The 24,645-nt window shown below is 65.4% G+C and carries 19 protein-coding genes and 1 tRNA gene; 10 read left to right on the top strand and 10 right to left on the bottom strand.

The window, feature by feature from the left end:
* Nucleotides 1-41: 41 nt before the first annotated feature.
* From UU7_RS12590 to ndk, 4 genes are read right to left on the bottom strand one after another with little or no spacing between them, the layout of a single operon-like run.
* Nucleotides 42-1,028 (bottom strand): helix-turn-helix domain-containing protein, encoded by a 987-nt coding sequence (locus UU7_RS12590; protein WP_007808862.1) that lies wholly within the window; start codon nucleotides 1,026-1,028, stop codon nucleotides 42-44.
* Entirely contained in the window at nucleotides 1,025-1,813 is a 789-nt protein-coding gene (gene pilW / locus UU7_RS12585) for a type IV pilus biogenesis/stability protein PilW (protein WP_007808861.1), read from the bottom strand. Before pilW ends, UU7_RS12590 begins: the two co-directional genes overlap by 4 nt.
* Nucleotides 1,803-2,939, bottom strand: a complete 1,137-nt coding sequence (rlmN, locus tag UU7_RS12580) for a dual-specificity RNA methyltransferase RlmN (RefSeq protein ID WP_040673416.1) — start codon at nucleotides 2,937-2,939, stop codon at nucleotides 1,803-1,805. The genes pilW and rlmN overlap by 11 nt, the downstream gene beginning before the upstream one ends.
* 3 nt (nucleotides 2,940-2,942) lie before the next feature.
* Nucleotides 2,943-3,368, bottom strand: a complete 426-nt coding sequence (ndk, locus tag UU7_RS12575) for a nucleoside-diphosphate kinase (RefSeq protein WP_007808857.1) — start codon at nucleotides 3,366-3,368, stop codon at nucleotides 2,943-2,945.
* A 184-nt stretch (nucleotides 3,369-3,552) separates the two neighbouring features.
* Here ndk and UU7_RS12570 point away from each other — a divergent pair, with 184 nt between their 5' ends.
* The 3 genes from UU7_RS12570 (at nucleotide 3,553) to UU7_RS12560 (ending at nucleotide 7,954) form a co-directional block, all read left to right on the top strand.
* A complete protein-coding gene (locus UU7_RS12570) occupies nucleotides 3,553-4,218 on the top strand; it encodes a TetR/AcrR family transcriptional regulator (protein WP_157582236.1) in 666 nt (221 codons plus the stop codon).
* A gap of 38 nt (nucleotides 4,219-4,256) precedes the next feature.
* On the top strand, nucleotides 4,257-6,644 hold the full coding sequence (locus UU7_RS12565; protein ID WP_040673414.1) for a 3-hydroxyacyl-CoA dehydrogenase/enoyl-CoA hydratase family protein: 2,388 nt from the start codon (nucleotides 4,257-4,259) through the stop codon (nucleotides 6,642-6,644).
* Nucleotides 6,645-6,748: 104 nt separating this feature from the next.
* Nucleotides 6,749-7,954, top strand: a complete 1,206-nt coding sequence (locus tag UU7_RS12560) for an acetyl-CoA C-acyltransferase (RefSeq protein WP_007808852.1) — start codon at nucleotides 6,749-6,751, stop codon at nucleotides 7,952-7,954.
* Between the two features lie 136 nt (nucleotides 7,955-8,090).
* On the opposite strand, the gene UU7_RS12555 is transcribed toward UU7_RS12560, so the two are convergent.
* Both UU7_RS12555 and UU7_RS12550 read right to left on the bottom strand, forming a co-directional pair.
* Nucleotides 8,091-8,666: a hypothetical protein gene (locus tag UU7_RS12555; protein ID WP_007808850.1), complete on the bottom strand. Its 576-nt coding sequence runs from the start codon at nucleotides 8,664-8,666 to the stop codon at nucleotides 8,091-8,093.
* Between the two features lie 427 nt (nucleotides 8,667-9,093).
* On the bottom strand, nucleotides 9,094-10,032 hold the full coding sequence (locus UU7_RS12550; protein WP_157582233.1) for a hypothetical protein: 939 nt from the start codon (nucleotides 10,030-10,032) through the stop codon (nucleotides 9,094-9,096).
* Nucleotides 10,033-10,579: 547 nt separating this feature from the next.
* Between UU7_RS12550 and UU7_RS12545 the strand changes: the two genes are divergently transcribed.
* The 5 genes from UU7_RS12545 to UU7_RS12525 all read left to right on the top strand — a co-directional run bounded on the left by UU7_RS12545 (nucleotide 10,580) and on the right by UU7_RS12525 (nucleotide 15,374).
* Nucleotides 10,580-11,731: an SPFH domain-containing protein gene (locus tag UU7_RS12545; protein WP_007808844.1), complete on the top strand. Its 1,152-nt coding sequence runs from the start codon at nucleotides 10,580-10,582 to the stop codon at nucleotides 11,729-11,731.
* A 21-nt stretch (nucleotides 11,732-11,752) separates the two neighbouring features.
* Nucleotides 11,753-13,054 (top strand): hypothetical protein, encoded by a 1,302-nt coding sequence (locus UU7_RS12540; protein ID WP_007808842.1) that lies wholly within the window; start codon nucleotides 11,753-11,755, stop codon nucleotides 13,052-13,054.
* On the top strand, nucleotides 13,051-13,311 hold the full coding sequence (locus UU7_RS12535) for a hypothetical protein (protein WP_007808840.1): 261 nt from the start codon (nucleotides 13,051-13,053) through the stop codon (nucleotides 13,309-13,311). Before UU7_RS12540 ends, UU7_RS12535 begins: the two co-directional genes overlap by 4 nt.
* Before the next feature lie 132 nt (nucleotides 13,312-13,443).
* Entirely contained in the window at nucleotides 13,444-14,364 is a 921-nt protein-coding gene (locus UU7_RS12530) for a hypothetical protein (protein WP_007808839.1), read from the top strand.
* 326 nt (nucleotides 14,365-14,690) lie between these two features.
* Nucleotides 14,691-15,374, top strand: coding sequence for a hypothetical protein (locus UU7_RS12525; RefSeq protein WP_007808838.1), 684 nt, complete (start codon nucleotides 14,691-14,693; stop codon nucleotides 15,372-15,374).
* Between the two features lie 20 nt (nucleotides 15,375-15,394).
* Here the strand turns inward: UU7_RS12525 and UU7_RS17440 are convergent, their stop codons facing one another.
* On the bottom strand, nucleotides 15,395-18,271 hold the full coding sequence (locus UU7_RS17440; protein WP_007808837.1) for a serine/threonine-protein kinase: 2,877 nt from the start codon (nucleotides 18,269-18,271) through the stop codon (nucleotides 15,395-15,397).
* Complete coding sequence (locus tag UU7_RS18675; protein WP_007808836.1) at nucleotides 18,268-18,828, bottom strand: ECF-type sigma factor; 561 nt, start codon at nucleotides 18,826-18,828, stop codon at nucleotides 18,268-18,270. The genes UU7_RS17440 and UU7_RS18675 overlap by 4 nt, the downstream gene beginning before the upstream one ends.
* A 92-nt stretch (nucleotides 18,829-18,920) precedes the next feature.
* Between UU7_RS18675 and UU7_RS12510 the strand changes: the two genes are divergently transcribed.
* The gene (locus UU7_RS12510; protein WP_007808835.1) at nucleotides 18,921-22,106 is read left to right on the top strand and encodes a YadA-like family protein; all 3,186 of its coding nucleotides are present in this window, start codon (nucleotides 18,921-18,923) and stop codon (nucleotides 22,104-22,106) included.
* A 193-nt stretch (nucleotides 22,107-22,299) separates the two neighbouring features.
* Nucleotides 22,300-23,865 carry a phospholipase D-like domain-containing protein gene (locus UU7_RS12505; protein WP_040673409.1) on the top strand — a complete coding sequence of 522 codons (1,566 nt, stop codon included), beginning with the start codon at nucleotides 22,300-22,302 and terminating at the stop codon, nucleotides 23,863-23,865.
* 219 nt (nucleotides 23,866-24,084) lie between these two features.
* Here UU7_RS12505 and UU7_RS12500 read toward each other — a convergent pair.
* Both UU7_RS12500 and secG read right to left on the bottom strand, forming a co-directional pair.
* Nucleotides 24,085-24,169, bottom strand: a tRNA-Leu gene (locus UU7_RS12500).
* Between the two features lie 11 nt (nucleotides 24,170-24,180).
* Entirely contained in the window at nucleotides 24,181-24,642 is a 462-nt protein-coding gene (gene secG, locus UU7_RS12495; protein ID WP_007808833.1) for a preprotein translocase subunit SecG, read from the bottom strand.
* Nucleotides 24,643-24,645 lie beyond the last annotated feature (3 nt).

Genomic DNA, 24,645 nt, shown 5'->3' with positions numbered 1-24,645 from the left:
CATAACCGAAATGGCGCGCCCGAAGCGGCCCGGAATGGCGATCAGAGGCTGGCTGCAGAAGCCTTGCCGTCCTGCATCCGCACGCGGAAACGAGCCACGTTGGCCCGACGGAAATCATCGAGACCGACCTGAGCGCCGTCGATCACCACCTGCGCACCGTTGGCGTTGCCGATGCGCACGTCCAGCGCCTGGCTGCTGTGGTAGGTCTTGCTGGTCCCGGCGGGAAGCAAGCCGTATTCCAGTCGCGTGCCGTCCGCCTGCACCACTTCCACCCAGCTCGCCGAGGTGAGCGTCATGCTGAGGCTGTGGTCACCCACGCCGGTATCGGCCACGGGTGGCGTCGGTCGCGCCGGCGTCAGGCTGCTGTTCTCCAGGCTGGGAAACGGTGCCATGGAAGCGAGCAGCGGCTGATCCTGCGCCAGCGGTACGACCTGCTGCACCGGCGGTGGGGTGTTGACCGTCTGTCCGTCGGTCTTGGTGGCCTCGACCGCGGGCGCATCGAGCTGCGCCACCGGTGCTGCGTCGAGCGGGGCGAGGTGGGTGAGATCCCGATCCAGCGTGCCGCGCACGCCCAGCCAGATCATCGGCACCACGATGACGGCGGTCAGCACGACGTAGGTGGCTGCCGTGGCGTAACGATCCAGCAGGAAGCGCGAATGCGAGATGCCGCCCGTGGCTACCAGTGGTGTCTCGACGTGGCGGATGCGATCCAGTTCCACCTGGATCGATGCCTCATTGATGCCCAGATAGCGACCATACTTGCCGATATAGCTGGCCAGATAGACCTTGGAATCGATGCCCTCGTGCTGGTCGCGCTCGAGCTGGCGCAGGACGCGGGCGGGCAACTTCAGCGTATGGGCACAGGTTTCCAGGTCGAGCCCGCGGGATTCACGCGCCCCATGCAGGCGACTGCCGAAACTTACCGCGTGGGGGTCTGTGGGCGACACATCCATGTTGGGCAAATTGATACCGGACAATTCGGGCTTGTCGGAGCTCTGCCCGGTCGGCTGGGATTGCATGGAGGTCATTGGCGGGTCGTTGAATTCAGCGCCTGCGCCTGCTCCGAATCCGGGAACTGGCTCAGCAGTCGCTTGCTGTAAGTGAGGGCGCCTTCCTTATTGCCCAGACGTGTTTCGATGTCGTGCCCCAGTTTGAGTGACGCGGCCGTCGGCTGGCCCAGCGCATCGAACCGCTGGAGGAACGCCCTGGCGCGAAACGCATCCTTGTTCAGGTAAAGCGTATTTGCAAGCTGGAAGAGTGCCTCTGCATTACCCGGATTTCTTGCGATGGCGTCACGAAAACTCGCTTCACCCCCCGCAATGTCGTGGGCGCGAAGCTGACAGACACCAGCATTGGTCAAGGCCACGTCGGGAGTCTGGTAGAACGGGTCGGCTATCGCCTTGCGGAAATACTGGTCCGCCTCGGCGATCTTGCCGGTATGGCAGAGGAAGACACCGAGGTTGTTGTTGGGCGCCCCCTTGTTCGGTTCCAGTGCAACTGCCTTGCGGTAATGCTCTTCGGCCTCGGGCAACCTGTTGATGCGTTCGTAGATCACCGCGATCACGGTGTGGGCCGGCGCGTAGCGGGGATCGAACTGCAGCGCCTTGGTCACTTTTTCCAGGGCCGTCTGCAGGTCGCCCGAGTTGAGGTAACGCTGGGCCAGCTCGGTATGGATTCGGGCCGCTTCCGTCGCCTGGTCACTCTGGCTGCTCTGCGGCATGCTCTTGCCCAGCGAACTGCTGTCGCTGTGCGTGGTGACGCAACCTGCCAGTGGCAGCCAAAGGCTGAACAGCACTACCCGCTCAAACCGCATGCGATGCCCCCTCTTCCTGTCGCTTCTTGATGTCGGCGCTGCGCCGGGTACGATCGGCGACCTGCCCGGCCAGTTGGCCGCAGGCAGCGTCGATGTCGTCGCCGCGGGTCCTCCGCAGCATGGTCAAAACGCCGGCATTGAGCAACTGGGTCTGGAACTGGTGGATGTCGTTCGCATCCGAACGCTTGAACTGGGTGCCCGGGAACGGATTGAACGGAATCAGATTGACCTTGCAGGTCGGCAGCTTGCGCATCAGCTTGATCAGCTGCCGCACGTGCTCGGGCTGGTCGTTGATGCCCTTCATCAAGGTGTATTCGAAGGTGATCGACGTGCGCGGCTTGCGCGCGACCCAGCGCTGGCAGGCAGCCAGCAGTTCGGCGAGCGGATAGCGCTTGTTGATCGGCATCAGCTCGGTGCGCAGATCATCGTTGGCCGCATGCAGCGAAACGGCCAGCGACACGTCGATGGCGTCGGACAGCTGGTCGATCAGCGGCACCATGCCGGCGGTCGACAAGGTGACGCGCTTGGCGGCCAGGCCGAAGCCCAGGTCGTCGCGCATCAGCTTCATTGCCTTGAGCACGTTCTCGAAATTGGCCAGCGGCTCGCCCATGCCCATCATCACCACGTTGGTGATGCGACGGTTCTGGTGAGTCACGTTGCCCAGGTATTTCGCCGCGACCCAGACCTGGCCGATGATCTCGGCGGTCGACAGGTTGCGGTTGAAGCCCTGCGCCCCGGTCGAGCAGAACTGGCAGTTCAGCGCGCAACCGATCTGCGAAGAGACGCACAAGGTGCCGCGGGTGGGCTCGGGAATGTAGACCGTCTCGATCGCATTGCCCGAGTCCATGCCCAGCAGCCACTTGTGCGTGCCGTCAGTGGCGACCTTGTCCAGCAGGGTCTTCGGTGCACCGATGTAGCAGACCTCGGTGAGCTTGGCGCGCAGCGCCTTGCCCACGTCGGTCATGTTCTCGAAGTTGTCTTCCAGGTCGTGGTAGATCCACTTCATCACCTGCTCGGCGCGGTACGGCTTCTCGCCGATCTGCACGAAGAAATCGCGCAGGCCCTGCCGATCGAAATCGAGCAGGTTGACCTTTGGGGTCGCAGCAGTGGTCACAACCTGATTCAAGACTTACCTCGGGCAAACTTCGGTGGCGGCGAAGAAATAGGCAATCTCCACCTTGGCGGTGTCGACGGCGTCGGAACCATGCACGGCGTTGGCGTCGATCGACTCGGCAAAGTCGGCGCGGATCGTGCCCGGCGCGGCTTCCTTCGGATTGGTCGCGCCCATCAGGTCACGGTGGGCCAGCACGGCGTTCTCGCCTTCCAGCGCGGAAATCATCACCGGGCCGGAGATCATGAAATCGACCAGCGCCTTGAAGAACGGGCGTTCGCTGTGCACGGCGTAGAAGCCTTCGGCTTCCTGGCGCGACAGCTGCTTCATCTTGGCGGCGACGATCTTCAGGCCGGCCTGTTCGAAGCGTGCGTAGATCTGGCCGATGACGTTCTTGGCAACGGCGTCGGGCTTGATGATGGAAAGAGTGCGCTCCAGCGCCATACGGGTCTGCTCCGGAAAAAACGGATGATTGGGAAAGGGATGGTCGCCAGTCGAGGCCGGCTGAGGCCAAATCTGTCAGGGATTGAGGATTTAGCTCACGAAATTGTGACAGATTCTAACCCATACGCAAGTCGCGGCGCGTTTGCAACAAACGATCGTTTGACGGCCGCGGAGCTGTCCGCGTATGCTCAAACGATCGTTTGAACCGGCCCCTGGCTGCTGGATGATCCTCCCCGTGAACAGCTCCGTTTCAACCAAGGACCGCATCCTGGGCGCCGCCGAGCTGCTGTTTGCCCAGCGCGGCTTCGAAGGCGCCTCGCTGCGCCAGCTGACCACCAATGCCGGGGTCAACCTGGCCGCGGTCAATTACCACTTCGGTTCGAAGGAAAAGCTGGTCGAGGAGGTGTTCCGCCGCCGCCTCGACGCGCTGAACGAAAGCCGACTGGCCGCACTGGCGCAAGTCGCCGGCGCGCCCGAGACCACCCTGGAAGACGTGCTCGAAGCCTTCATCCGCCCGGCACTCGACCTTTCCCACGACGACAGCGGCGCCCTGTTCATGCGCGTGCTGGCCCGCGCCTTCGCCGAGCACGACGACACCCTGCGCCAGTTCCTTTCCGCCAATTACGGCCATGTCATGCGCCAGTTCACCGCCGAATTCGCCCGCCTGCTGCCGCAGCTGAGCAAGCAGGAGCTGTACTGGCGCATCGACTTGGTGACCGGCGCGCTGACTCATGCCATGTCCGGCTTCGGCATGATCCAGCGCAAAAGCGATGTCAGTGAGAACGCCCATCGCGAACAGACCGCCCTGCACCTGATCCGCTTCGCCGTGGCCGGCCTCAGCCACCCCTGAATTCACCTGTCCCACCTCTTGCACGTTTGGAGAAGCCAATGACTGCTGCATCCTCCCCCACCCCCGGCTTGCGCATCCGCAAGGCCGCCGTGCTGGGCGCCGGTGTCATGGGCGCGCAGATTGCCGCGCACCTGACCAATGCCGGCGTCGAAACCGTGTTGTTCGACCTGCCCGCCAAGGACGGCCCCAAGAGCGGCATCGCGCTGAAGGCGATCGCCAACCTGGCCAAGCTGTCGCCCGCCCCGCTGGCCGACAAGGCGCTGGCCGCCTCGATCATCCCGGCCAACTACGACGACGATCTCGATCATCTGAAGGACGTCGACCTGGTGATCGAGGCGATCGCCGAGCGGATGGACTGGAAGCTCGACCTGTACAAGAAGATCGCCGGCCACCTGTCGAAGACCGCGATCATCGCCTCCAACACCTCGGGCCTGTCGATCAACACGCTGGCCGAGGCGCTGCCCGAGGAAATGCGCCACCGCTTCTGCGGCGTTCACTTCTTCAACCCGCCGCGCTACATGCACCTGGTCGAGCTGATCCCGACCAGGCTCACCGACAAGAACGTGCTGGATGGCCTCGAAGCCTTCCTGGTCACGACCGTCGGCAAGGGCGTGGTGATCGCCAAGGACACCCCCAACTTCATCGGCAACCGCATCGGCGTGTTCTCGATGCTGTCGGCGATGTACCACACCGACCAGTTCAAGCTCGGCTTCGACACCGTCGACGCGCTGACCGGTCCGGCGCTGGGTCGCCCGAAGAGCGCCACCTATCGCACCGCCGACGTGGTCGGCCTGGACACCATGGCGCACGTCATCAAGACCATGGCCGACACCCTGCCCGACGATCCGTGGCACCAGTATTTCAAGGCGCCGGTGTGGTTGCAGGGCCTGATCGACAAGGGCGCGCTGGGCCAGAAGACCGGCGGCGGCTTCTACAAGAAGGTCGGCAAGGACATTGTCGTACTGGATGTGGCGAAGCAGGACTTCCGCCCGGCCGAGCAGAAGCCGTCCGATGAAGTGGCCGCGATCCTGGGCATCAAGGACCCGGCCGAGAAGTTCGGCAAGCTGCGCGCCAGCACTGATCCGCAGGCGCAATTCCTGTGGGCCAGCTTCCGCGACCTGTTCCACTACAGCGCCTACCACCTGGCCGACATCGCCGACACCGCCCGCGACGTCGACTTCGCCATCCGCTGGGGCTACGGCTGGAAGCTCGGTCCGTTCGAGACCTGGCAGGCCGCCGGCTGGCAGCAGATCGCCGAATGGATCAACGACGACATCAAGGCCGGCAAGGCGATGAGCAACGCGCCCCTGCCAGCCTGGGTCACCGACGGCCGCAAGGGCGTGCATGGCAAGGACGGTTCGTACTCGGCCAGCGCCAATGCCGACAAGCCGCGCTCGCAGCACCCGGTGTACCGGCGCCAGCTGTTCCCCGATCCGATCCTCGGCGAAAAGTTCGACACCGGCACCACCGTGTGGGAGAACGACGGCGTGCGCCTGTGGAGGCTGGGCGACGACGGCATCGGCATCATCTCGTTCAAGACCAAGATGAACACCGTCAATGACCACGTGCTCGACGGCGTCCAGCACGCGATCAAGCTGGCCGAGGAAAAGCTCAAGGCGGTGGTGATCTGGCAGACCGGCGAGCCGTTCTCCGCCGGCGCGGACCTGAAGGGCGCGCTGGGCCTGTTGAAGGAAGGCCGGTTCGACGATTTCGAGAAGATGGTCACCAACTTCCAGGCCACCAGCATGGCGATCAAGCACTCGCTGGTGCCGGTCGTTTCCGCCGTGCGCGGCATGGCCTTCGGCGGTGGCTGCGAATTCCAGATGCATTCCGCCAGGACGGTTGCAGCACTCGAAAGCTACATCGGCCTGGTCGAGGCCGGCGTCGGCCTGCTGCCCGCCGGTGGCGGCCTGCATGAGCTGGCGATCCGCGCGGCGAAGGCCAACCCGGCCGATCCGTTCGAGGAGCTGAAGAAGGTGTTCGAGACGGTGGCGATGGCCAAGGTCTCCGCCAGCGCGTTCGAGGCGAAGAACCTGGGCCTGCTGCGCGACGGCGATGTGGTCGTGTTCAACGCCTACGAGCTGCTCTACGTGGCCAAGCAGGTGGCCAACGCCCTGGCCGAATCCGGCTACCGCCCGCCCCTGCCTGCCAACGCCATCCCGGTCGCCGGCGATGTCGGCACCGCCACGTTCAAGGCCTCGCTGGCCAACCTGCAGGCCGGCTACTTCGCCTCGCCGCACGACATCGACATCGCCACGCGCATCGCCGACACCTTGTGCGGCGGCGTGATCGAGCGCGGCTCGACCGTCGACGAGGAATGGTTGCTGGCACTGGAACGCAAGCACTTCGTGGAGCTGGCCAAGACCGAAAAGACCCAGGCCCGCATCGCCCACACCATGACCACCGGCAAACCTTTGAGGAACTAGTGAGCGCGCTGCGCGCGCGGAAGTGAGGAGTGAGAGTCGAAGCCCAGGCTTTCTTTCACTTCTCACTCCTCTCCACTCTTTTCTCACCCTTTTGGAGTTCCGTCATGACCAAACAAATCCAGGACGCCTACATCGTCGCCGCCACCCGTACCCCGGTCGGCAAGGCGCCGCGCGGCGTATTCCGCAACACCCGCCCGGACGACATGCTCGCCCACGTGATCCGCAGCGTGATGGCGCAATACCCGGGCATCGACCCGCACCGCATCGGCGACGCCATCATCGGCTGCGCCATGCCCGAGGCCGAGCAAGGCATGAACGTGGCGCGCATCGGCGTGCTGCTGGCCGGCCTGCCCCACACCGTGCCCGGCGTCACCATCAACCGCTTCTGCTCGTCCGGCCTGCAGGCCGTGGCGATGGCGGCCGATCGCATCCGCCTGGGCCTGGACGACCTGATGCTCGCCGGCGGCACCGAGAGCATGAGCATGGTGCCGATGATGGGCCACAAGATCGCGATGAACCCTGCGATCTTCCAGGATGAAAACATCGGCATCGCCTACGGCATGGGCATCACCGCCGAAAACGTGGCCAAGCAGTGGAAGGTCAGCCGCGAGCAGCAGGACGCGTTCGCCGTCGAGAGCCACCGCCGTGCGCTGGCCGCCCAGGCTGCCGGCGAATTCGACGACGAGATCAGCCCGTTCGCGCTGGACGATCACTACCCCGACCTCGCCACCCGCCAGATCGTCACCGACAGCCGCACCATCAGCGCCGACGAAGGCCCGCGCGCCGGCACCACGATGGAAGTGCTGGCCAAGCTGAAGACCGTGTTCCGCAACGGCCAGTTCGGCGGCACCGTCACCGCCGGCAACTCCAGCCAGATGTCCGACGGTGCCGGCGCCGTGATGCTCGCCAGCGAAAAGGCCATCAAGGAATACAACCTGCAGCCGCTGGCCCGCTTCGTCGGCTTCTCCGTCGCCGGCGTGCCGCCGGAAGTGATGGGCATCGGCCCGAAGGAAGCGATTCCCAAGGCACTCGCCCAGACCGGCATCACCCAGGATCAGCTGGACTGGATCGAGCTCAACGAGGCTTTTGCCGCCCAGGCATTGGCGGTGATGGGCGACCTCAAGCTGGACCCGAGCAAGGTCAACCCGCTGGGCGGCGCCATCGCGCTCGGCCATCCGCTTGGCGCCACCGGTGCAGTGCGCATCGCCACGCTGGTACACGGCATGCGTCGGCGCAAGCAGAAGTACGGCATGGTGACCATGTGCATCGGTACCGGCATGGGCGCAGCGGGGATTTTCGAGGCGCTCTGACGTTTGTCATTCCGGCGGGGCCGGAGTCGCCTCATGACAGCGAAGCGCCTTGTCCCGTGACACCAAAAAAAGAACGGCACCGTAGCGATACGGTGCCGTTCTTCATCTCAGTCCGCCGAGCGGACCGTCGACGGGGCTAGATGCCGTCTGAGGCCGGCAACGTCAATTCAGCCCGCTGCTCGGCATCGGCCGTGTTCCATCGGCGCATGTAGTCGAGCTTCTTTTCGGTGATGTCCGCCGCATGCTCGCGATACCACGCTTCGGCGGCGGGCGTGACACTGACCCATGCGGTCTTGGCCATCCATTCGCGGAAATCGGACGACTGCGTGCTGTACTTCGCACCTGCCTGATTGTGGATCGGGAGCAGTGAGAAACGCGCCTTCCACACTCCAATGCGCGGGCTCACCAGTGTGTAGTAGGTCTTCCCGGCGTCCAGATGCGCGACCATGAAGTCCGCGTTTTCCGCGATCACCATGAACAGGTGCTCACCAGGTTCGGCCTGATAGGCGATCTTGGTCTTGCTGGAGACGATGCCGATGAACTTGTCCTGCTTATCCCGGGTGTCGTACACCGAGGACTGGATCGCGCCACCGAGCGACGACGGCCGCATGAACACTACCAAAGCCTTGCCCGGCTCGGGCTTGGGATCCGCCCCTCCCGACTTCACCATCAACGACGACTGGCAGCCGGTCAGGCCAGCCAGCAACAACATTGCCAAACTCCATCGTATCAATTGCATTGGTTTTCCCTGTTTGTGTCACTGTAAGGTTTGTTACTGCGTCAGCTCTCTGGTAATCACACTCCTCATCCGGCAGCGCGCGGGTTCCGTACAAAAGCAGATGAATTTCTTTCCCTGATCCCATCACTCCTTATCCAGCCCGGCATGCGGTTGCCGCCACTTTTTGCCTGGCGTTTCGCCGGGTCCGGTAGTTGCAAGGCTGGTAACGGCTGCGGTGATCGACCAACGCTGCATGGTCACCCATTTTTCCCGGATTGCCCGGCAGGGCACGGACCTGCCGCGCGTGAACAACGGGGTTCGATCAAATTCACGACCCTGCTTTGCGTACAGCCTCGCCAGCACCTTGCCCACACCATGCAATGCCACTGCAAGGCCGGCAACATGGTCACCGATGTCGCCCCTAATATCCTGAGCTGTATCCCGGTATCGGCAGGAAGTAGCGCGCCCAGTTCTTGAATTCGACGGGAAGATCGTTGGCGCTCAGCAGCCACCAGTTCGGCCATGCGACGCAGGTGGCGCATTGGTCCGGCACGGCGTTGATCGCCGCCTGTGTCAGTCCGGGGCCTCCCAGCGGGAACAATCCCTTCTTTGCCTTCAGCTGCGCGGAGGCAATCAGGTAGTAAGGCGGGCCTCCGGCCGGCAGTTGACCATGATGGCTATAGACCGTGTCAACCACCAGCCAGCCGGCCTGGCCCGAGTTTTCGACCAGCAGCGTGCTCTTCGCGCGCTTGAGGTCGAACCACATGATGTCGGTCTTGTTGGCGAAGCTGGGGACGTTGCAGGTGGCGTCGGTAAAGTTTCCATCGGGCCCCTTGCTGAAGGAGTGATTGGTGAATTTCAGCGCCTGGATCGCGGCGAAGTCCTGCGTCACTGTGCGGACATTGCCCATCCAGGCCGCGTCGAACGTGGATGATCCGGGAAGCGTGACGAAGGTCTTGTCGGTGGACGCATTCAGCACCTCGTTGTCCTTGAACCCCAGGATGTGCCAGGCGAGCTGCCGCGCCACGGTGTTGAAGATTCCGCAATTGCAGGACTTCGCCAGGTTGGTACCGTCCAGCAACGGTATGCCGCCGGTGCCGGCTCCGGCTATCGCCGGGGGCTTGCCCGGAGCGATGGGGCCGCTATGCGAGGTCGAGCCGTTGTTTCCGGCCGTATCTATCCAGACCCAGTTGTTGGCTCGCGCATAACGCCACAGATTGGCGTTCAAGTTGTGCCAAAGGGTGGTCTTGTTGGCAATGTCGGCCAGAGGGTAGCCAGGCATGTTGACGATGTGGGCGGCAGGTTTGCCCGTCCAGCCATAAGCTGCAAGCAGTGTGTCGATAACCGGTTGTGAAGGCATGCCCATCAACTCCCTTGGTGGCCGATCAAAAGAGGCACCGGAAAACCGGGCCCGAGTCGGATGCTTCTGTCACATGCACAAGTCGAGTTCCCCATTCCCGCGGCACTGCGCGGTAGGGAACGTGGAATCGAAGTCACCTGTCACCCGTAGTCGACATGTTCGTTCCCGACTCGTGCGAGGGGATCGAAATGCAAGGTCATGAAGCTGCAAGCTTCATGACTTCGATGCCGGCGAAAAGCAGCCGGTGGTGACGAACGGATTCGCAGGGAAAGCCTGTTGCGATCGGCGAGCATGTGATGTCGCTCCAGCATCTGTCTTGCTGCCGTCGTAGCGGCAGTGCAGATGAAGGTGGCGACGGTCGGTCTGCGTTCCATGGACATCCATTCCCCCCGGAATCCGATCGAGGATAGCGCAAAAAGTACGGGGCGTACCGACGCGGCCGGCAAACCCGCCCTCGCGTGCGACAGTTCGCGCACCCCGCCTCGCAGGGTATAGTTCGGCGGGCATGGCGGGTGTCCTGCCCGGCCACGAATCCAAGGGGAAAGTCATGGGTCTTTTTCAGGCAGTGGCGGGATCGATCGGCGGCACGCTGGCCGATCAGTGGAAGGATTTCTACACGATTCCGGACGGCCTGCCGTCAACGGCGGCGCTGTTCGCGGCGGTGCCTCAGGGCAGCAATGCCGGGCGCGGTTCGAACACGCACGGTTCGTCGAACATCATCACCAACGGTTCGAAGATCGTCGTGCCCGAGGGCTACGGCCTGCTGCTGTTCCAGGACGGCAAGATCACCGGCTTCGCCGCCGAGCCGGGCGGCTACGAGTGGAAATCGGACGACCTCAACTCGACCTCGATCTTCACCGGCGGCGGCTTCGTCGATGCGCTGGTCAAGCAGAGCTGGGAGCGCTTCAAGTTCGGCGGCCAGCCGGGCTCGCAGCAGGCGGCGTTCTTCGTCTCGCTGAAGGAGCTGCCGGACAACCGCTTCGGCACGCAATCGGAAATCTACTGGGACGACGCCTTCCTCAACACCCAGGTCGGCGCGGTGACGCGCGGCTCGTACACGCTGAAGATCGTCGACCCGATCCTGTTCGTGAAGAACTTCGTGCCGGCCTCGTATCTGCAGCCGGGCAAGGTGTTCGATTTCACCGACATCGACAACGCCGCGGCCAGCCAGCTGTTCAACGAGGTGGTGGGTTCGCTCGCCCCGGCTTTCAGCCTGTACTCGAACGACGGCAACAAGGAACACCGCATCACCAAGCTGCAGCAGGATTCGCTGGGCTTCGCCAAGAGCCTGTCCGATGCGGTGGAAAGCGCCTACCAGTGGAAGTCCGATCGCGGCCTGGCCATCGTCAAGACCGCCATCGTCTCCATCGAGTACGACGCGAACACCCGCGAACTGCTGAAGACGGTGCAGCGCGCCGATGCGCTTTCCGGCGCCCGCGGCAATTCCAACTTGCAGGCCAGCGTCGCCGCCGGCATGCAGGCGGCCGGCGAGAACGGCGGCGCGGCGGGCATGATGGGCATCGGCATGGCGTCGGGCATGATGGGTGGCATCGGTGGTTTGCAGCAGCCGGTGGCGCCAGCCGCACCGGCGGCCGACGACCCGATCGCCAAGCTGAAGAAGGCCAAGGAGATGCTCGACCTCGGCCTGATCTCCCAGGCCGATTACGACGCGGCAAAGGCCAAGGCCCTCGGCCTGTAAGCGGCGAACGGCGCTCACACCATGAACACCACCATTCCCCCGCTGCCACCGGGGCCGCCGCCTACCGGCCCCGGTTCGCCGCAGGATGTGCCGCCGCCACGCGGCAGCTTTCCGATCGATCCGGCCTCCCTGCCCCCGCCAATCCGCGACGAGTTGCAGGCGCCCGATCCGACCGCCATCGACACGGCCGCCGACGAGCTCAAGGACGGCCTCAACCGTTGTCCGAAATGCGGCTCGACCGAGATCCGGCAACGGCCCGGCACCGACCTGCTGATCTGCATGTACTGCCGTCACGAATGGCATGGCGAGGGCGTCGAGGAGGCCTTCGGCCTGGGCGAGGGCATCGACCGGTTGCAGGGCACGGTGATCGCTTCCGGCGCGCGCGACATCAAGGCCGACACCGCCAGCCTGATGACCTTCAAGTGCCCCGGCTGCGGCGCCGAGGTCACGGTCAATACCGCCAGCGCGATGACCGCGCGTTGCCACTGGTGCCGCCACGTGTTCGGCGTCAACGAGCAGGTGCCGAACGGCGCGGTGCCCGATGCAGTGCTGCCTTTCCACATCAGGAAGGACGACGCGGTCGCGCGCATCCGCCAGTTCGTCGACAAGCGGCGGTTGTTCGCACTGAAGGCGTTCAAGGAAGAGTTCACGCCGGAGAACGTCGTCGCCGTCTACCTGCCCTACATGATCGTGGACGGCAACGTCAGCGCCAGCGTCGCCGGCCAGGGCGAGATCAAGACGCGCGAGTACACCCGCGACAAGAAGACCTACTACGACGCCGATGTCTACAGCCTTGACCGCCACGTGGATTTCACTGTGGACGACCTGCCGCTGGAATCCTCCGCCCGGCGCGGCAACCTGGACACGCGCACCAATACCAACAACATCATCAACACGATCCTTCCGTTCGACACCAAGAACGCGGTGAAGTGGAACGCGTCCTACCTCACCGGCATCACCTCGGAAAAGCGCGACATGGATGTGGAAAAGCTGCGCCCGCAGCTGGAAGACGAGCTGCTGTCGATCGCCCGCGCCCAGGTCGAGAAGTCGGTGGCCCGCTACGATCGGGGGGTGCGCTGGGAGCAGGAACAGCTCAGCGTGCATGGCACGCGCTGGGTGTCGATGTACCTGCCGGTATGGCTGTATTCCTATCACCAGCCCGGCCCCAACGGCGGCATGCTGCACTACATCGCGGTGAACGGCCGCACCGGCGAAACCATGGGCAGCGTCCCGGTGCAGCAGTGGAAGCTGCTCACGGCTGCGCTCACCGTCGGCGGCTTTCTCGAAGCCATCGCACTCTTCATCCTGGGGCATTCGTCATGAGCGACGACAGTGGACTGTGGCTGCTGACACTGGGGCCGGCCGGGGCAGCGGGCCTGTACTGGACCCTGTACCGGTATTACCGCAATACCGACAAGTCACACGACTTCGAACACGAGACGGCCGTGGTGGCCAAACCGGTGACCGGCTCGGAACAGAAGATCGACGAGGTGAAGGGCACGCGTGACTCGCGCATCCGCGGCGACAACGTCCACGCCTACCGCAAGCGCGTGCAGCGAGTGCCCGGCGGCTCCGGATAAAGGCCCCTGCGGGCCTTGGCGCGCGCGGCATGGCGCGCTGTTGGCTCTACGCCGGACAACGGCCGGGCCGGAGCCACGGCGTCTCGAAGCAAGCACACTTTTGGGCATCCATACGGCACGGGAGCAGCGGACATGGGTATCGGCATCGGCATGCGGGGCACTGATCTTCGGAAGTTCCTGATGGTGGCGCGGGATCGCAACGTCATCCTGCTGGTGCGCCACACCAACGAGGATTCGCTGCGCTACGTCTGCGTGCCCGGCTACTATCCCAAGCCGGCCCTGATCAAGGCCAAGACCGCCGACCTCAACCCGCCGGCGGTCGTGCGTTCGGTGGGTGGCCGCATGGTGAGGCAGGAGTACGTCATCGCCGGACTGGTGGTGCATCCGGGCATGCATCCCGGGGCATACAAGCCGGCCAAGCTGCACAAGGCGATGGATGCCTGGCACGACGGCATGCATTATCTGGCGGAAAACATGCCGGCCGCGGGTGATCCGCAGCGCCCGGAAAGCTGGGCCAGCTGGGGCGTGGGTCGCGTGGCTCACTGCTCGGCGGAGTGGCGCTGGCGTGTCGACGTCGACCCCGCCTCCCGCCACTACGGCTGCCTGCAGCTGAACCATGCCGGCAAGGGCTGGGTCTACATCCACGGTGACTACGACCTCAAGGACGTGATCGTCCGCGGCAACGAGACCGACAACCGGCGCCACGAAGGCCAGCTCCACGGCGTCAGGAACTTCACCCCGCTGCTCACCAACATGGAATTCGAACGCATCCGCGTCTCGCTGAACCAGCTGATCGGCACCGACATGGTGCAGCATGGCGCGGAGGCGCAATTCGCCTGGCACGGCGACGAGCCGATCACGGTCGCTTTCCCCGACTGGAGAATCCTGCTGCTGACCGACGCCACGACGGTGCAGCGATGGTACGAAGACCTGAACCGGTCCGTGCTGGCGAACAAGGGCCTCGACTACGCACGTGACCGCTCGCGCATGTTCCACTTCGGGCCGCAGGGCATGTTCGCGCCCGGTGCCATGCCGGCGTCAAGCTGGGGCTGAAGAGGGAGCCCGGCGGGCCTGACGCACCCGCCCCGCCTGCGAAGCGGGCACTTCCCGTCGCCGCTCCGGCGGCAGCATCGCCCGCCCCTGCCCCACGGGCCCTCCCGCGATCGCGGATCCGCGCCTTCAGGCACGGTGGCCCCATCACCAGCGGGTCATCGCGGTCGATCCGCCTGGCAGCTGGCACGTCTTGGCGCAGGTTTGCGGCCGATCGGCCCGGCGCATGGGCCGCATCACGTCCGTGCGCATCGCGCCGACATGGCAGCGTCGTGTCCGCTTTCGAAAGGATTTCCCGCTAGACAGGAAGAAGCCGGCCGCGATCCACCATGGACAACCGCTTTGGCCGTGGGTGCCGGCGGCAAGGCATCAGTCATGCGAACGCCCTGCAGGAAACCTTGTTGTTCTTCATTCCCGATACGGAGAAACCCATGCGCAAATGCTGCCGTTCACTCGCGACCCTGTTGCTTGTCACTGCCGTTGGCCCGGTTCTGTCGCAGACGCCGCCGGAACTGGCGGCGGAGCAGGTGGCGCAAGACCTCAATGCCAGTGCTTTCCCCGTCGGACGGCTGGGGGTCGCGGAACAGAAATTCGCCCAGGGCTTCAGCCTGCACGAGACCGGCGTCGTCACCCACCTGATGCTGCCGCTCAATTGCACGTCGGCGCCGGAGGTCATCGTGGTCCACGTGACGATCCAGAGCCTGAGCAACGGCGTGCCGTCCGGGCACGCGCTGATGTCGCAGGACGTTCCCGGCTATGCGCTGGATTCGTGGGCGTCGATCAACGGCACGCAAGGCATGCGCATGATCGAATTCGAGCGGCCGCGGCTGCTGCTGTCCGGTGACTATGCCTTTACCGTCGAGGCGAGCGGCGGCAGCTGCATGCTCTGGACAGGCCCGCTCGGCGACAGCTACGCCGAAGGCCAGGCATTCATCATCAACAGCCCGTGGATCACGGCGTGGTTGCCGTGGAATCGTGACTTGTCGTTCCAGGTATTCCAGCGGCCGCGCTAAGTCGCTGCCGTCGCGGAGTGTCACATTGCCAGTTTCCTGGCGAGTGCTTCCGCCGCGGCGCGGCTGGTTTCCTGCGGCAGGACGGATTCACGCAGCACCGGCAGCGCCTGCGCCAGCAAGTTGCGTGGTTCCGCCCTGTCACCACGTTCGAAGCGGATCTGCGCCAGCTCGGCGCGGGCGGCGGCGATGTCGAAAGGATTGCCGTTCACCTGCAACCGCTGCAGCGCTTCGCGTTGCCTGGCCTCGGCCGAGACCAGGTCGCCGCGCATGCGCGCGAACGCGGCGTCGTAACGCAGGAACTGCGCGAACCTGGCGTGGGTCGGCGGCAGGCCACGCTTCGTGTAGCGCGCGCGGGTCTCGTCCAGCAGTTTCTGGCCGTTCGCGGCGTCGCCCGATCGCAGTGCGGCCTCCACCATGGCTTCCAGCACCAGCGCATAGTTCTCCGAGTCCTCACCCTCGGATCGACGCACGCGTTGAAGCAGTGCCGCCAGCTCCGCATTCGCGTCCGCGGTTCGGCCGTTTGCCAGCAATTGCTGGGCGTACTTCACTTCCACAGGCGGGCGGCGCAGGTCACCGGCTTCCTCGGCCCCCCTGCCCAATTCGGCCATGGCCAGCCGCGCGGAAGCCAGGCCGTTGACGTAATCGCCGACTGCGTATTGCAACGAGGCCAGGTTGCTCGCGATGGCGGCATTGTTGCGCGGTCCGGTGTCGCTGCGCGGCATGTGCTGCTGGACGTGTCCCTGCATCGCCAGCGCTTCGCGATAGCGTCCCTGGCCGGACAGTGCATGGGACAACACGGAATACAGGATGCCGGTACGCGTATCACCGCTGCTGCCGGTCGTTTCCGCCATGGCGATGGCCTGACGGGCGGCGGCCTCGGCCTGTGGATATTGCCCCAGCAGGATCAGCGCCTCCGCCCGGTTGCGGATGAGCTCGATGCGCAGCGGGGACTCCGGCGGCATGCCGCGCCGGTCGGCGAACGCGATGCCCTCGTCGCTGGCCTGCAGCAGGCGCGCGCGATCATCGGCGAAGCGTGCGCCGGCGGCGATCAGCGCATACACGTGCAGCACCACGTCAGCCGGCGGGTCTGGCATGCGCATGGCCAGGGCCAGCGCTTCGTCGGCCTGCCTGCGGCAGGCAGGAAGGCCATATTTCTGCACGTGGGCGATGGTGATGTTGGCGAGAGAGCGCAATTGCTGCTCGGCGTCTTCCGGGGCGAACTGCCTGCGCAGCGCGACCGCCTGGTCAGCCGCGGCCAGGGTTTCCGGGAATCGTTCCAGCGATTCGAGCGCCCGGGATTCGATCACCAGATCGTCGGCCAGCACCAGCGCATCGGTGCGATCGCGCGGTTGCGCGCCCTTCGTTCCGGCTTGCAGCATTTCCGCCGCCCGCTTGGGGTCATCAAGCGAGAAGTAGAGGCGTCCGAGCATGCGCTGCACCGGTTGCCGCACCTTGGGATCGACGCCGCCATGCCGGTCCAGTTCGGTGCGCGCATGGTCGAGCAGTTGCCGCACGCTCACGTCCGCCTTCAGCGATTTTTCGGGCGAGGCGGCCGCGAATATCTCGGTGAGGAACTGCATTGCCGCGTTCGCGTTCGCGCTTTCGCGTTGCGCGATGTTCGCCTGCACTCGCGCCACGTGCGCCTGCCACAGCGCCACGCCGGTTCCGGCAAACAAGGCGACGGCTATCGCCGCGATCGATACGGCCAGCAGGCGATTGCGGCGCAGCCACAATCTTGCACGTTCACTGCGCGACAGACGCATGGCCGCGATCGGGCGGTCGTCCAGCCAGGCGCGAAGATCGCGTCCCATGGCGTCGGCGGACGCGTAACGGGCTTCCGGATCACGGCGCAGGCAGGCCTGCACGATATCGGCCAGGCTGCCGCGCAGCGCACGCGACAGCAAGGCGGGAGTGAGCCCGCCGCGCAATGCAGCCTGTTCGGCGGATGCGTTCGCTGCCGCGCGCGTGAGCGGTTCGGGCTCGCGTGCCAGCTGGCGCAGCTGGCTGGCCACCGGAGTGTCGCGGGTCAGCCCGAACGGGTGCGTGCCGGCCAGCAGGCGATGCAGTACCACGCCCAGTTGCCACAGGTCGGTGGCCGTGGTGATCGGCGCGTCATGCAGTTGTTCGGGCGAGGCGTATTCGAAAGTGAGCGCGCGGTCGAGGGTCGCGGTCGCGTCGGCGCCTTCGAGCTGCTTGGCGATGCCGAAGTCCAGCAACTTGACCCGCCCGTCCGCGTCCACCAGCAGGTTGGATGGCTTCAGGTCGCGATGCACGACAAGGTTGCGGTGCGCATAACCCACCGCGTCGAGGACTTGCAGGAACAACACCACGCGTTCGCGCAAGCCGAGATTCCCCGCGTCGCACCAGCAGTCGATCGGCGCGCCGTCGATGCGTTCCATCACGAAGTAGGGTTCGCCCCCCGCGCTGATCCCACCGTCCAGCAAGGTGGCGATGTTTGAATGCCGCAGCCCGGCCAGGATCTGGCGCTCGCGCAGGAAGCGTTCGCGTGCCACCGTCGAATCGGCGCTGGCGCGGATCAGCTTGAGCGCAGCCTGCTGCGCATAGGCCCCGTCGTCGCGCTGCACGGCATACACCGCGCCCATGCCGCCGTGGCCGATCACCTCGACGATGCGCCAGACGCCGATGCTGCGCCCGATGGCCGGGTCCTGTGGCGGGTCGCCCGCGTCCTGGGCAAGCGCATGGCCCCACGCCGCCGCGTCGCCGCCGAAGGGTTCGCCTTCCGCGGCGTCCGCATCGAGCAATGCCTGCACCTGGGCGCGGAGGGCGACGTCGTCGCCGCACAATTCGGACAGGCGGGCCTCGCGCCCTGCCCCGGCCAAGTCAGCCACTTCGTCGAAGATGGCCAGCGCACGCTGGCGCCGCTGCGTCTCGCTCACGCCTGCATTTCCGCCAGCAGGAAGGCGCGCGCCCGGCGCCAGTCACGACGCAGGGTGCGATCGCTGATGTCCAGCATCGCGGCGACCTCGACCTCGGAATAGCCGCCGAAGTAACGCAATTCGACGATCTGCGCGGCGCGTTCGTCGAGCTGGGACAGGGACGACAGCAGTTCGTCCAGCGCCAGCACCTCGACCGCGGCCTGTTCGCCCTTGCCCAGCGCGGCGCTCAGGGTCAGCGCGTCCTGTCCGCCGCCGCGCTTGTCCGCCTTGCGGGCGCGCGCGTTGTCCACCAGCACTTGCCGCATCGCCCGCGCGGAAAGCGCCAGCAGATGGTTGCGGTTCGCCGCCGCCATCTGCGCGCCACCCAGCTTGAGGTAGGCCTCGTGCACCAGCGCGGTGGTCTGGAAGTCGTCGCGCATGCGCCGAAGTTGCGACCGCGCAGCGCGCTTGAGTTCATCGTAGACCGCCGAATAGGCCTGGCCCAGCGCCGCGCTGTCTCCCGCGCGGGCACGGGTGAGCAACACAGTGACCTCGGGCTGCTGTGATGTCGCCTGCATGGTGTTTTTCCCCAAGCGTGTCCGCTTTCGAGGCGGAGTTTCGCATAGATCAATCAGACCGGCAGTCCGCCGGGACACCAGAGGGGAAAACCATGCATCGCCACATTGCGCGTCGCCATCGCCTGCCGGCGGCTTCCATCCTGTCGCTGGCCTTGTTGGCAGCGCTGTCCACTCCTGCCTTCGCCGCCGATCCGGCTTGTGTCGACACTGCCGGCAATCCGACCGGAGCCTCGACCGACCAGGGAAACGAGGGCGGCACCGACAACGCAACCTGCGCCTCCGCCACGAGTGCCTTCGGCCATTCGAACATGGCCAGCGGGATCGATAGCAGCACGTTCGGCAGTTACAACATCGCATCCGGATACGAAGGCAGCGCCTTTGGCGTGGGGAATTTCGCCCAGGGGCAATGGAGCAGTGCGTTCGGCGGCTTCAACCAGGCCACCGCGCTGGAGAGCAGCGCGTTCGGCTTCAGCAACCGGGTCGAGGGCGAACATGGCAGCGCCCTGGGCTATCGAAACCTGGCCACGGCCAATGCCAGCAGCGCGCTGGGCTTCCGCGCCACCACGGCGGGCACTGGCAGCACGGCACTGGCGGGGTGGTACGACGCCAACGGCAATGGCGTCGAAGACATCGACCTGGACCTGGACCTGGACGGCATCAATGAGTCGTCCAGCGAGACGGCCTACACCGCTGGCAGCAGCGCGGTCGCGCTGGGCGCCAGCGTGGCGGCGAAGGGAAACTACAGCGTCGCGATCGGCGTGGACAACAGCGCCGAGGGACAGAACAGCATGGCCATCGGCAGCCACAACGTCGCCGGCGCCGACGCCCTCGCCTTTGGCGTCGGCAACAGCGTTGAGCCGAACAGCAGCGCCTTCGGCTTCGGCAATGCGGTCCTGGGCTCCAGCAACTACGCCTTCGGCGGCGGCAACCATGTCGAAGGGCTCGGCAACAACGTCTTCGGCCTCAACAGCAAAGTCGAGGGCACGAATGCCAACGCCTTCGGCATCGTCAACGAAGTGCAGGGGGACAGGGCCAACGGCTACGGTTACAACAACAAGGCCTACGGCGCCGACAGCAGCGCGTTCGGCAACGGCAACTATGCCGGCGGCGCGTCCAGCAGCTCATTCGGCACCGGCAACACGGCCAATGCCCCGCGCAGCAGCGTGTTCGGCTATCGCAATACGACATGGACAGCCGACAGTACGGCATTCGGTGCCGGCGGTTCTGCTTTCGGCATGGGGAGCTTGTCGGTGTCGAGCTGGTTCGATTTCAATGGCAATGGCGAAATGGATCTGGATCTGGATGCCGCCGGCAACCCGGGTTGTCCGACCGTCGACTGTGTGGCCAGTACCGAGGGTGCCGTCGCCGGCGGAATCTGGTCGGTCGCCGTGGGCGGCGCGGTGTGGGCGCGCGGCGACAAGAGCGTGGCGATGGGACAGGCCAATACCGCCATGGGCGCGAGCAGCACGGTGCTGGGCTCGCACGGCACGGCCACCGGCCGGGGTAGCCTGGCGCTGTCCACGTTCTTCGTCGCCGAAGGCACGCCCACGCCCGACGTCGACACCGATGGCGATGGCGCCAACGACGCCTACAGCCGGGGCGCGATCGCCGTCGGGGAAAGTGCCGTCGCGGTGGGTGCCGGCGTACGTGCGGATGGCGCCTACAGCAGCGCGTTCGGCAATGGCAATATTGCCGGCGCCGATTACGCCAGCGCGTTCGGCTTCGGGTCCGAAGCACGGAACATCGGCAGCACCGCCATCGGCTACCAGGCCGTCGCCGATCGCGACTACGCGGTCAGCGTGGGCCAGATTGGCGTGGAACACCAGATCATCCATGTCGCCGCCGGCACCGAGGCAACCGACGCGGTCAACCTGGGCCAGTTGAACACGGCCATTGCCGGGGTCAGCGGCGGCGGCACGCCAGTGCACTTCTTCAGCGTCAATTCCGCCGATGGCAGCGCCGGCAATTACAACAATGACGGGGCCACCGGCACGGATGCCATCGCGGCAGGCGTGAACAATCTCGCAAGTGGCAGGCAGAGCAGCGCCCTGGGCACCAGGAATACCGCTTCGGCAGACTTCAGTACGGCCGTCGGCAACAACAACACGGCCACCGGCATGTATGCCCAGGCCTTCGGCATCAACAACACCGTCAGCGGCACGTCCGGCATGGCCTTCGGCGACATGAACACGGCCGGCAATTACGCCAGCGCCTTCGGCCGTTTCAACAACGCCGTCGGTGACAACAGCGTCGCCTTCGGGCTGGTCAGCAATGCGAACGCCGAGGCCAGCGCCGCGTTCGGCATCAATGCCACGGCCAATGCCACGCAGAGCACGGCCATCGGCTTTGGTGCGGTGGCCGACCGCGAACACACCATCTCCGTCGGCAGCGCCGGCAGCGAGCAGCAAATCACCCACATGGGCGATGGAGCCGAGGACTTCGACGCCGTCAACGTGCGGCAGTTGCGTTCGGTCGTGGACTGGTTCGGCGGCGGCGCCACGTTCACCGGCGGTGTATTCACCGCGCCGACCTTCGTCGTCCAGGGCAGCAGCTTCAGCGATGTGGCCTCGGCGTTCGCGGCGGTGGACACGCAACTCACCGGTCTGCACGACCAGATCGACAACATCGAAGTCGGCTCCGGCTCCCAGGGTCCGGCCGGTCCGGCCGGTCCGCAGGGGCCGCAGGGTCCGCAAGGCCCCGCCGGTCCGCAGGGGGAACCGGGCGTGGATGGCACCGGCAGCGGCAGTGCGCTGGCAGTCGAGTACGACGACGCAGCCAAGGCGACGGCAACCCTGGCCGGGGCGGATGGCACCCAGGTGAAGAACATGGCCGACGGTGTCGATCCGATGGACGCGGTGAACAAGCGGCAGATGGATGCCGGCGATGCCGCCACCCTCGCCACATCCGAAACCTATGCCGATACCACCGCCGCGCAGACGCTGAACTCCTCGAAGTCGTACACCGACAGCAGGTTCGCGACCTGGAACGACAGCTTCACCCAGTACCAGCAGGAGGTCGGCAGGCGCTTTGCGCAGACCGACAAGCGCATCAGCCAGGTCGGTGCGATGGGTGCCGCGATGACCCAGATGGCGGTCAATGCATCCAACGGCAGCGGCCCGAATGGACGCCTCGCGATCGGCATGGGCGCGCAAGGTGGCCAGGGCGCGGTATCGATCGGCTATGGCAAGCGCGTCGGCGACCACGGCTCGTTCTCGCTGGGCGCCAGCTTCAGTCGCGGTGAGTCCAGCGCCGGTGCAGGCTTCGGCTTCGACCTGTAAGCGCTTCGGCGGAACGAGCGGAACGGCGCGGGCAACCGCGTCGTTCCGCTCGCTGTTCATGATGGCCCGCAGCCGGCCCGCAGCGGCGCAGCGCGCCAGTCGCGCGGAATTCACGGCCCCTTTCGCACAGTAGACCGGTTACGAACCATCGCCGGGAAGCCGGCATCGGCCCGCGGCGGAAAGGCAGGTGGACATGCGGCATCTCATCAAGGTGGTCGGATCGACGATGCTCGGCCTGGCGCTGGCGGCCTGCTCGCCACCGGCGCCGGTGGTCAAGCCGGTGTCGACGGCCTTGCCGCCGGCCATGGGCACGCCCGCTGCGCGCTACGTGCACGGCGAAGCCGATCGGCACCGGGACCAGTCCGGCTTCCGCCTGCTGATGCGCAGCACCAATGCGCTGATGAGCCGGGTGGCGCTGGCCGACCATGCGCAGCGCTCGCTCGACCTGCAGTACTACATCTTCGACAACGACGCGACCGGACGACTGATGGCGCAGCGACTGCTGGCCGCGGCCGATCGCGGCGTGCGCGTGCGCCTGCTGGTGGACGACATCAACGCCAGCCAGGCGATCGACCTGTTCGATGCACTGGACACCCATCCGAACATCGAAGTGCGCCTGTTCAATCCGTTTGCGACGAAGAGCCCGTCGCTGCTGTCCAAGGCCACCCAGTTCCTGCTCGACACGCACCGGCTCAACCGCCGCATGCACAACAAGTCGTTCATTGCCGACGGCAACGTGGCGATCGTGGGCGGGCGCAATATCGGTGACGCGTACTTCGACGCTGGCGAAGATACCAACTTCCGTGACCTCGACCTGGTCGCGATCGGCCCGGTGGTGAACCAGGCCTCGCACGCCTTCGACGAATACTGGAACTGCGACGCGGCCTATCCGGTCAAGGCGTTCCACGGCAAGCACGCCGACCACTACGACCTGGCGAAACTGCGTATCGAGCTGGCCCACGATGCACGGGCGTTCGCGCAATCGGATTATGCACAGGCGACGCTGGACAACCTGCCCCACGGCGCATCCGCCGATCGCCCGGGCAACTGGTTCTGGGGCCCGGCCACGCTGGTGGCTGACCAGCCGTCCAAGATCGAGGCCGGTCCCGACCAGCCGCAATTGCGCATCGGTCCGGACATCGAGGCGATGACCGATGCCGCGCAGCACGAACTGCTGCTGATCTCGCCCTACTTCATTCCCGGCGAACGCGGCACGGCGTACCTGGAAGCGCTGGCCAGGCGCGGCGTGAAGGTCAAGGTGCTGACCAATTCGCTCGCCTCCAACGACGAGCCGATCGTGTATTCGGGCTACTCGCGCTATCGCCGCCCGCTGCTGGAAAGCGGCGTGCAACTGTTCGAACTGCAACCGGCCGCGGGCGCACCGCAGCCGGCGACCTCCGGTGGCACCTCGTCCGGCGTCAGCCTGCACGCCAAGGCCATCGTGGTGGATCGACAGAAGGTGTTCATCGGCTCGATGAACATGGACGCGCGCTCGAAACTGCTCAATACCGAAATGGGGATCATCGTCGACTGCCCGCCGCTGGCCGCCGCGGTGACCGAGTTCTTCGACACCGCCACGTTGCCCGAATACGCCTACCACCTGTCGCTGAAAGTCGACGGCTCGGCGCAAGGCGTCATGCAATGGCAGGCCACCGAACATGGCAAGCCGGTGACCTACGACCACGACCCGGGTGTCACCACCAGCCGCCGGGTCGAAGTGCAGATGCTCAAGCTGTTGCCGCTGGAGAGCCTCCTCTGAGCATGTGGACGTTCCGGCTCGGCTGCGTTTGCTGGACGCAGATCGCAGGTGCCTTGGCAGGGCTGGCCATCGCCATGGTCAAAGTGGTTGCGTCATGATCGCATTGAGCCGGATGTCTTGGGGACCGACATGACCGGACGCTCAGGCACAAAAAAACCCGCGAAATAGCGGGTTTCGTTGTGTGTTTCGGACTCTATCGGACGTCCTGAAACAGTGTAATGGTGCCCAAGAGGGGACTCGAACCCCTACGACTTGCGTCGCTACCACCTCAAGGTAGTGCGTCTACCAGTTCCGCCACCTGGGCAGGTGTGTTGCCTAGTGCTTTACCGGCGGCTCGGTGGCTGCCGGTACCTCGCCCTGACTTTGGGTCGGAGCGGGGGTTGCCGCCGGCTGAGCTGCCGGTACGGCGTTGTTGGTTGAAGCAGGCACGGCTGCCGGAATTTCCGAGCCCGCGGCGGGCTTGGCCGGGGCAGCGTTGGTGGCTGCCGGCTTCTCGGACAACGATGACATCACGCCAAGATCCTGTGCCTTGGCCTTGGGTGCGCCGTTGTCATTCAGATACACGCCCATCGCCAGGCTGAGCAGGAAAAACAGGGCTGCGAGCACGCTCGTGGCACGGGTCAGGAACGTGGACGAACCGCGCGCACCGAAAACCGTGGCCGAGGCACCACCGCCGAAACCGGAACCGGCGTCCGCACCCGCTCCGTTCTGCAGCAGGATCAGCACGATCATCGCCGCTGCGATCAGAATGTAGAACACGCTGAAAATGACGAACATAAG

The sequence above is a fragment of the Rhodanobacter spathiphylli B39 genome, assembly GCF_000264295.1.
GTDB classification, from domain to species: domain Bacteria; phylum Pseudomonadota; class Gammaproteobacteria; order Xanthomonadales; family Rhodanobacteraceae; genus Rhodanobacter; species Rhodanobacter spathiphylli.
Note: the sequence above shows the minus strand (reverse complement) of the source record. Positions and strands in the feature narration are given on the sequence as shown.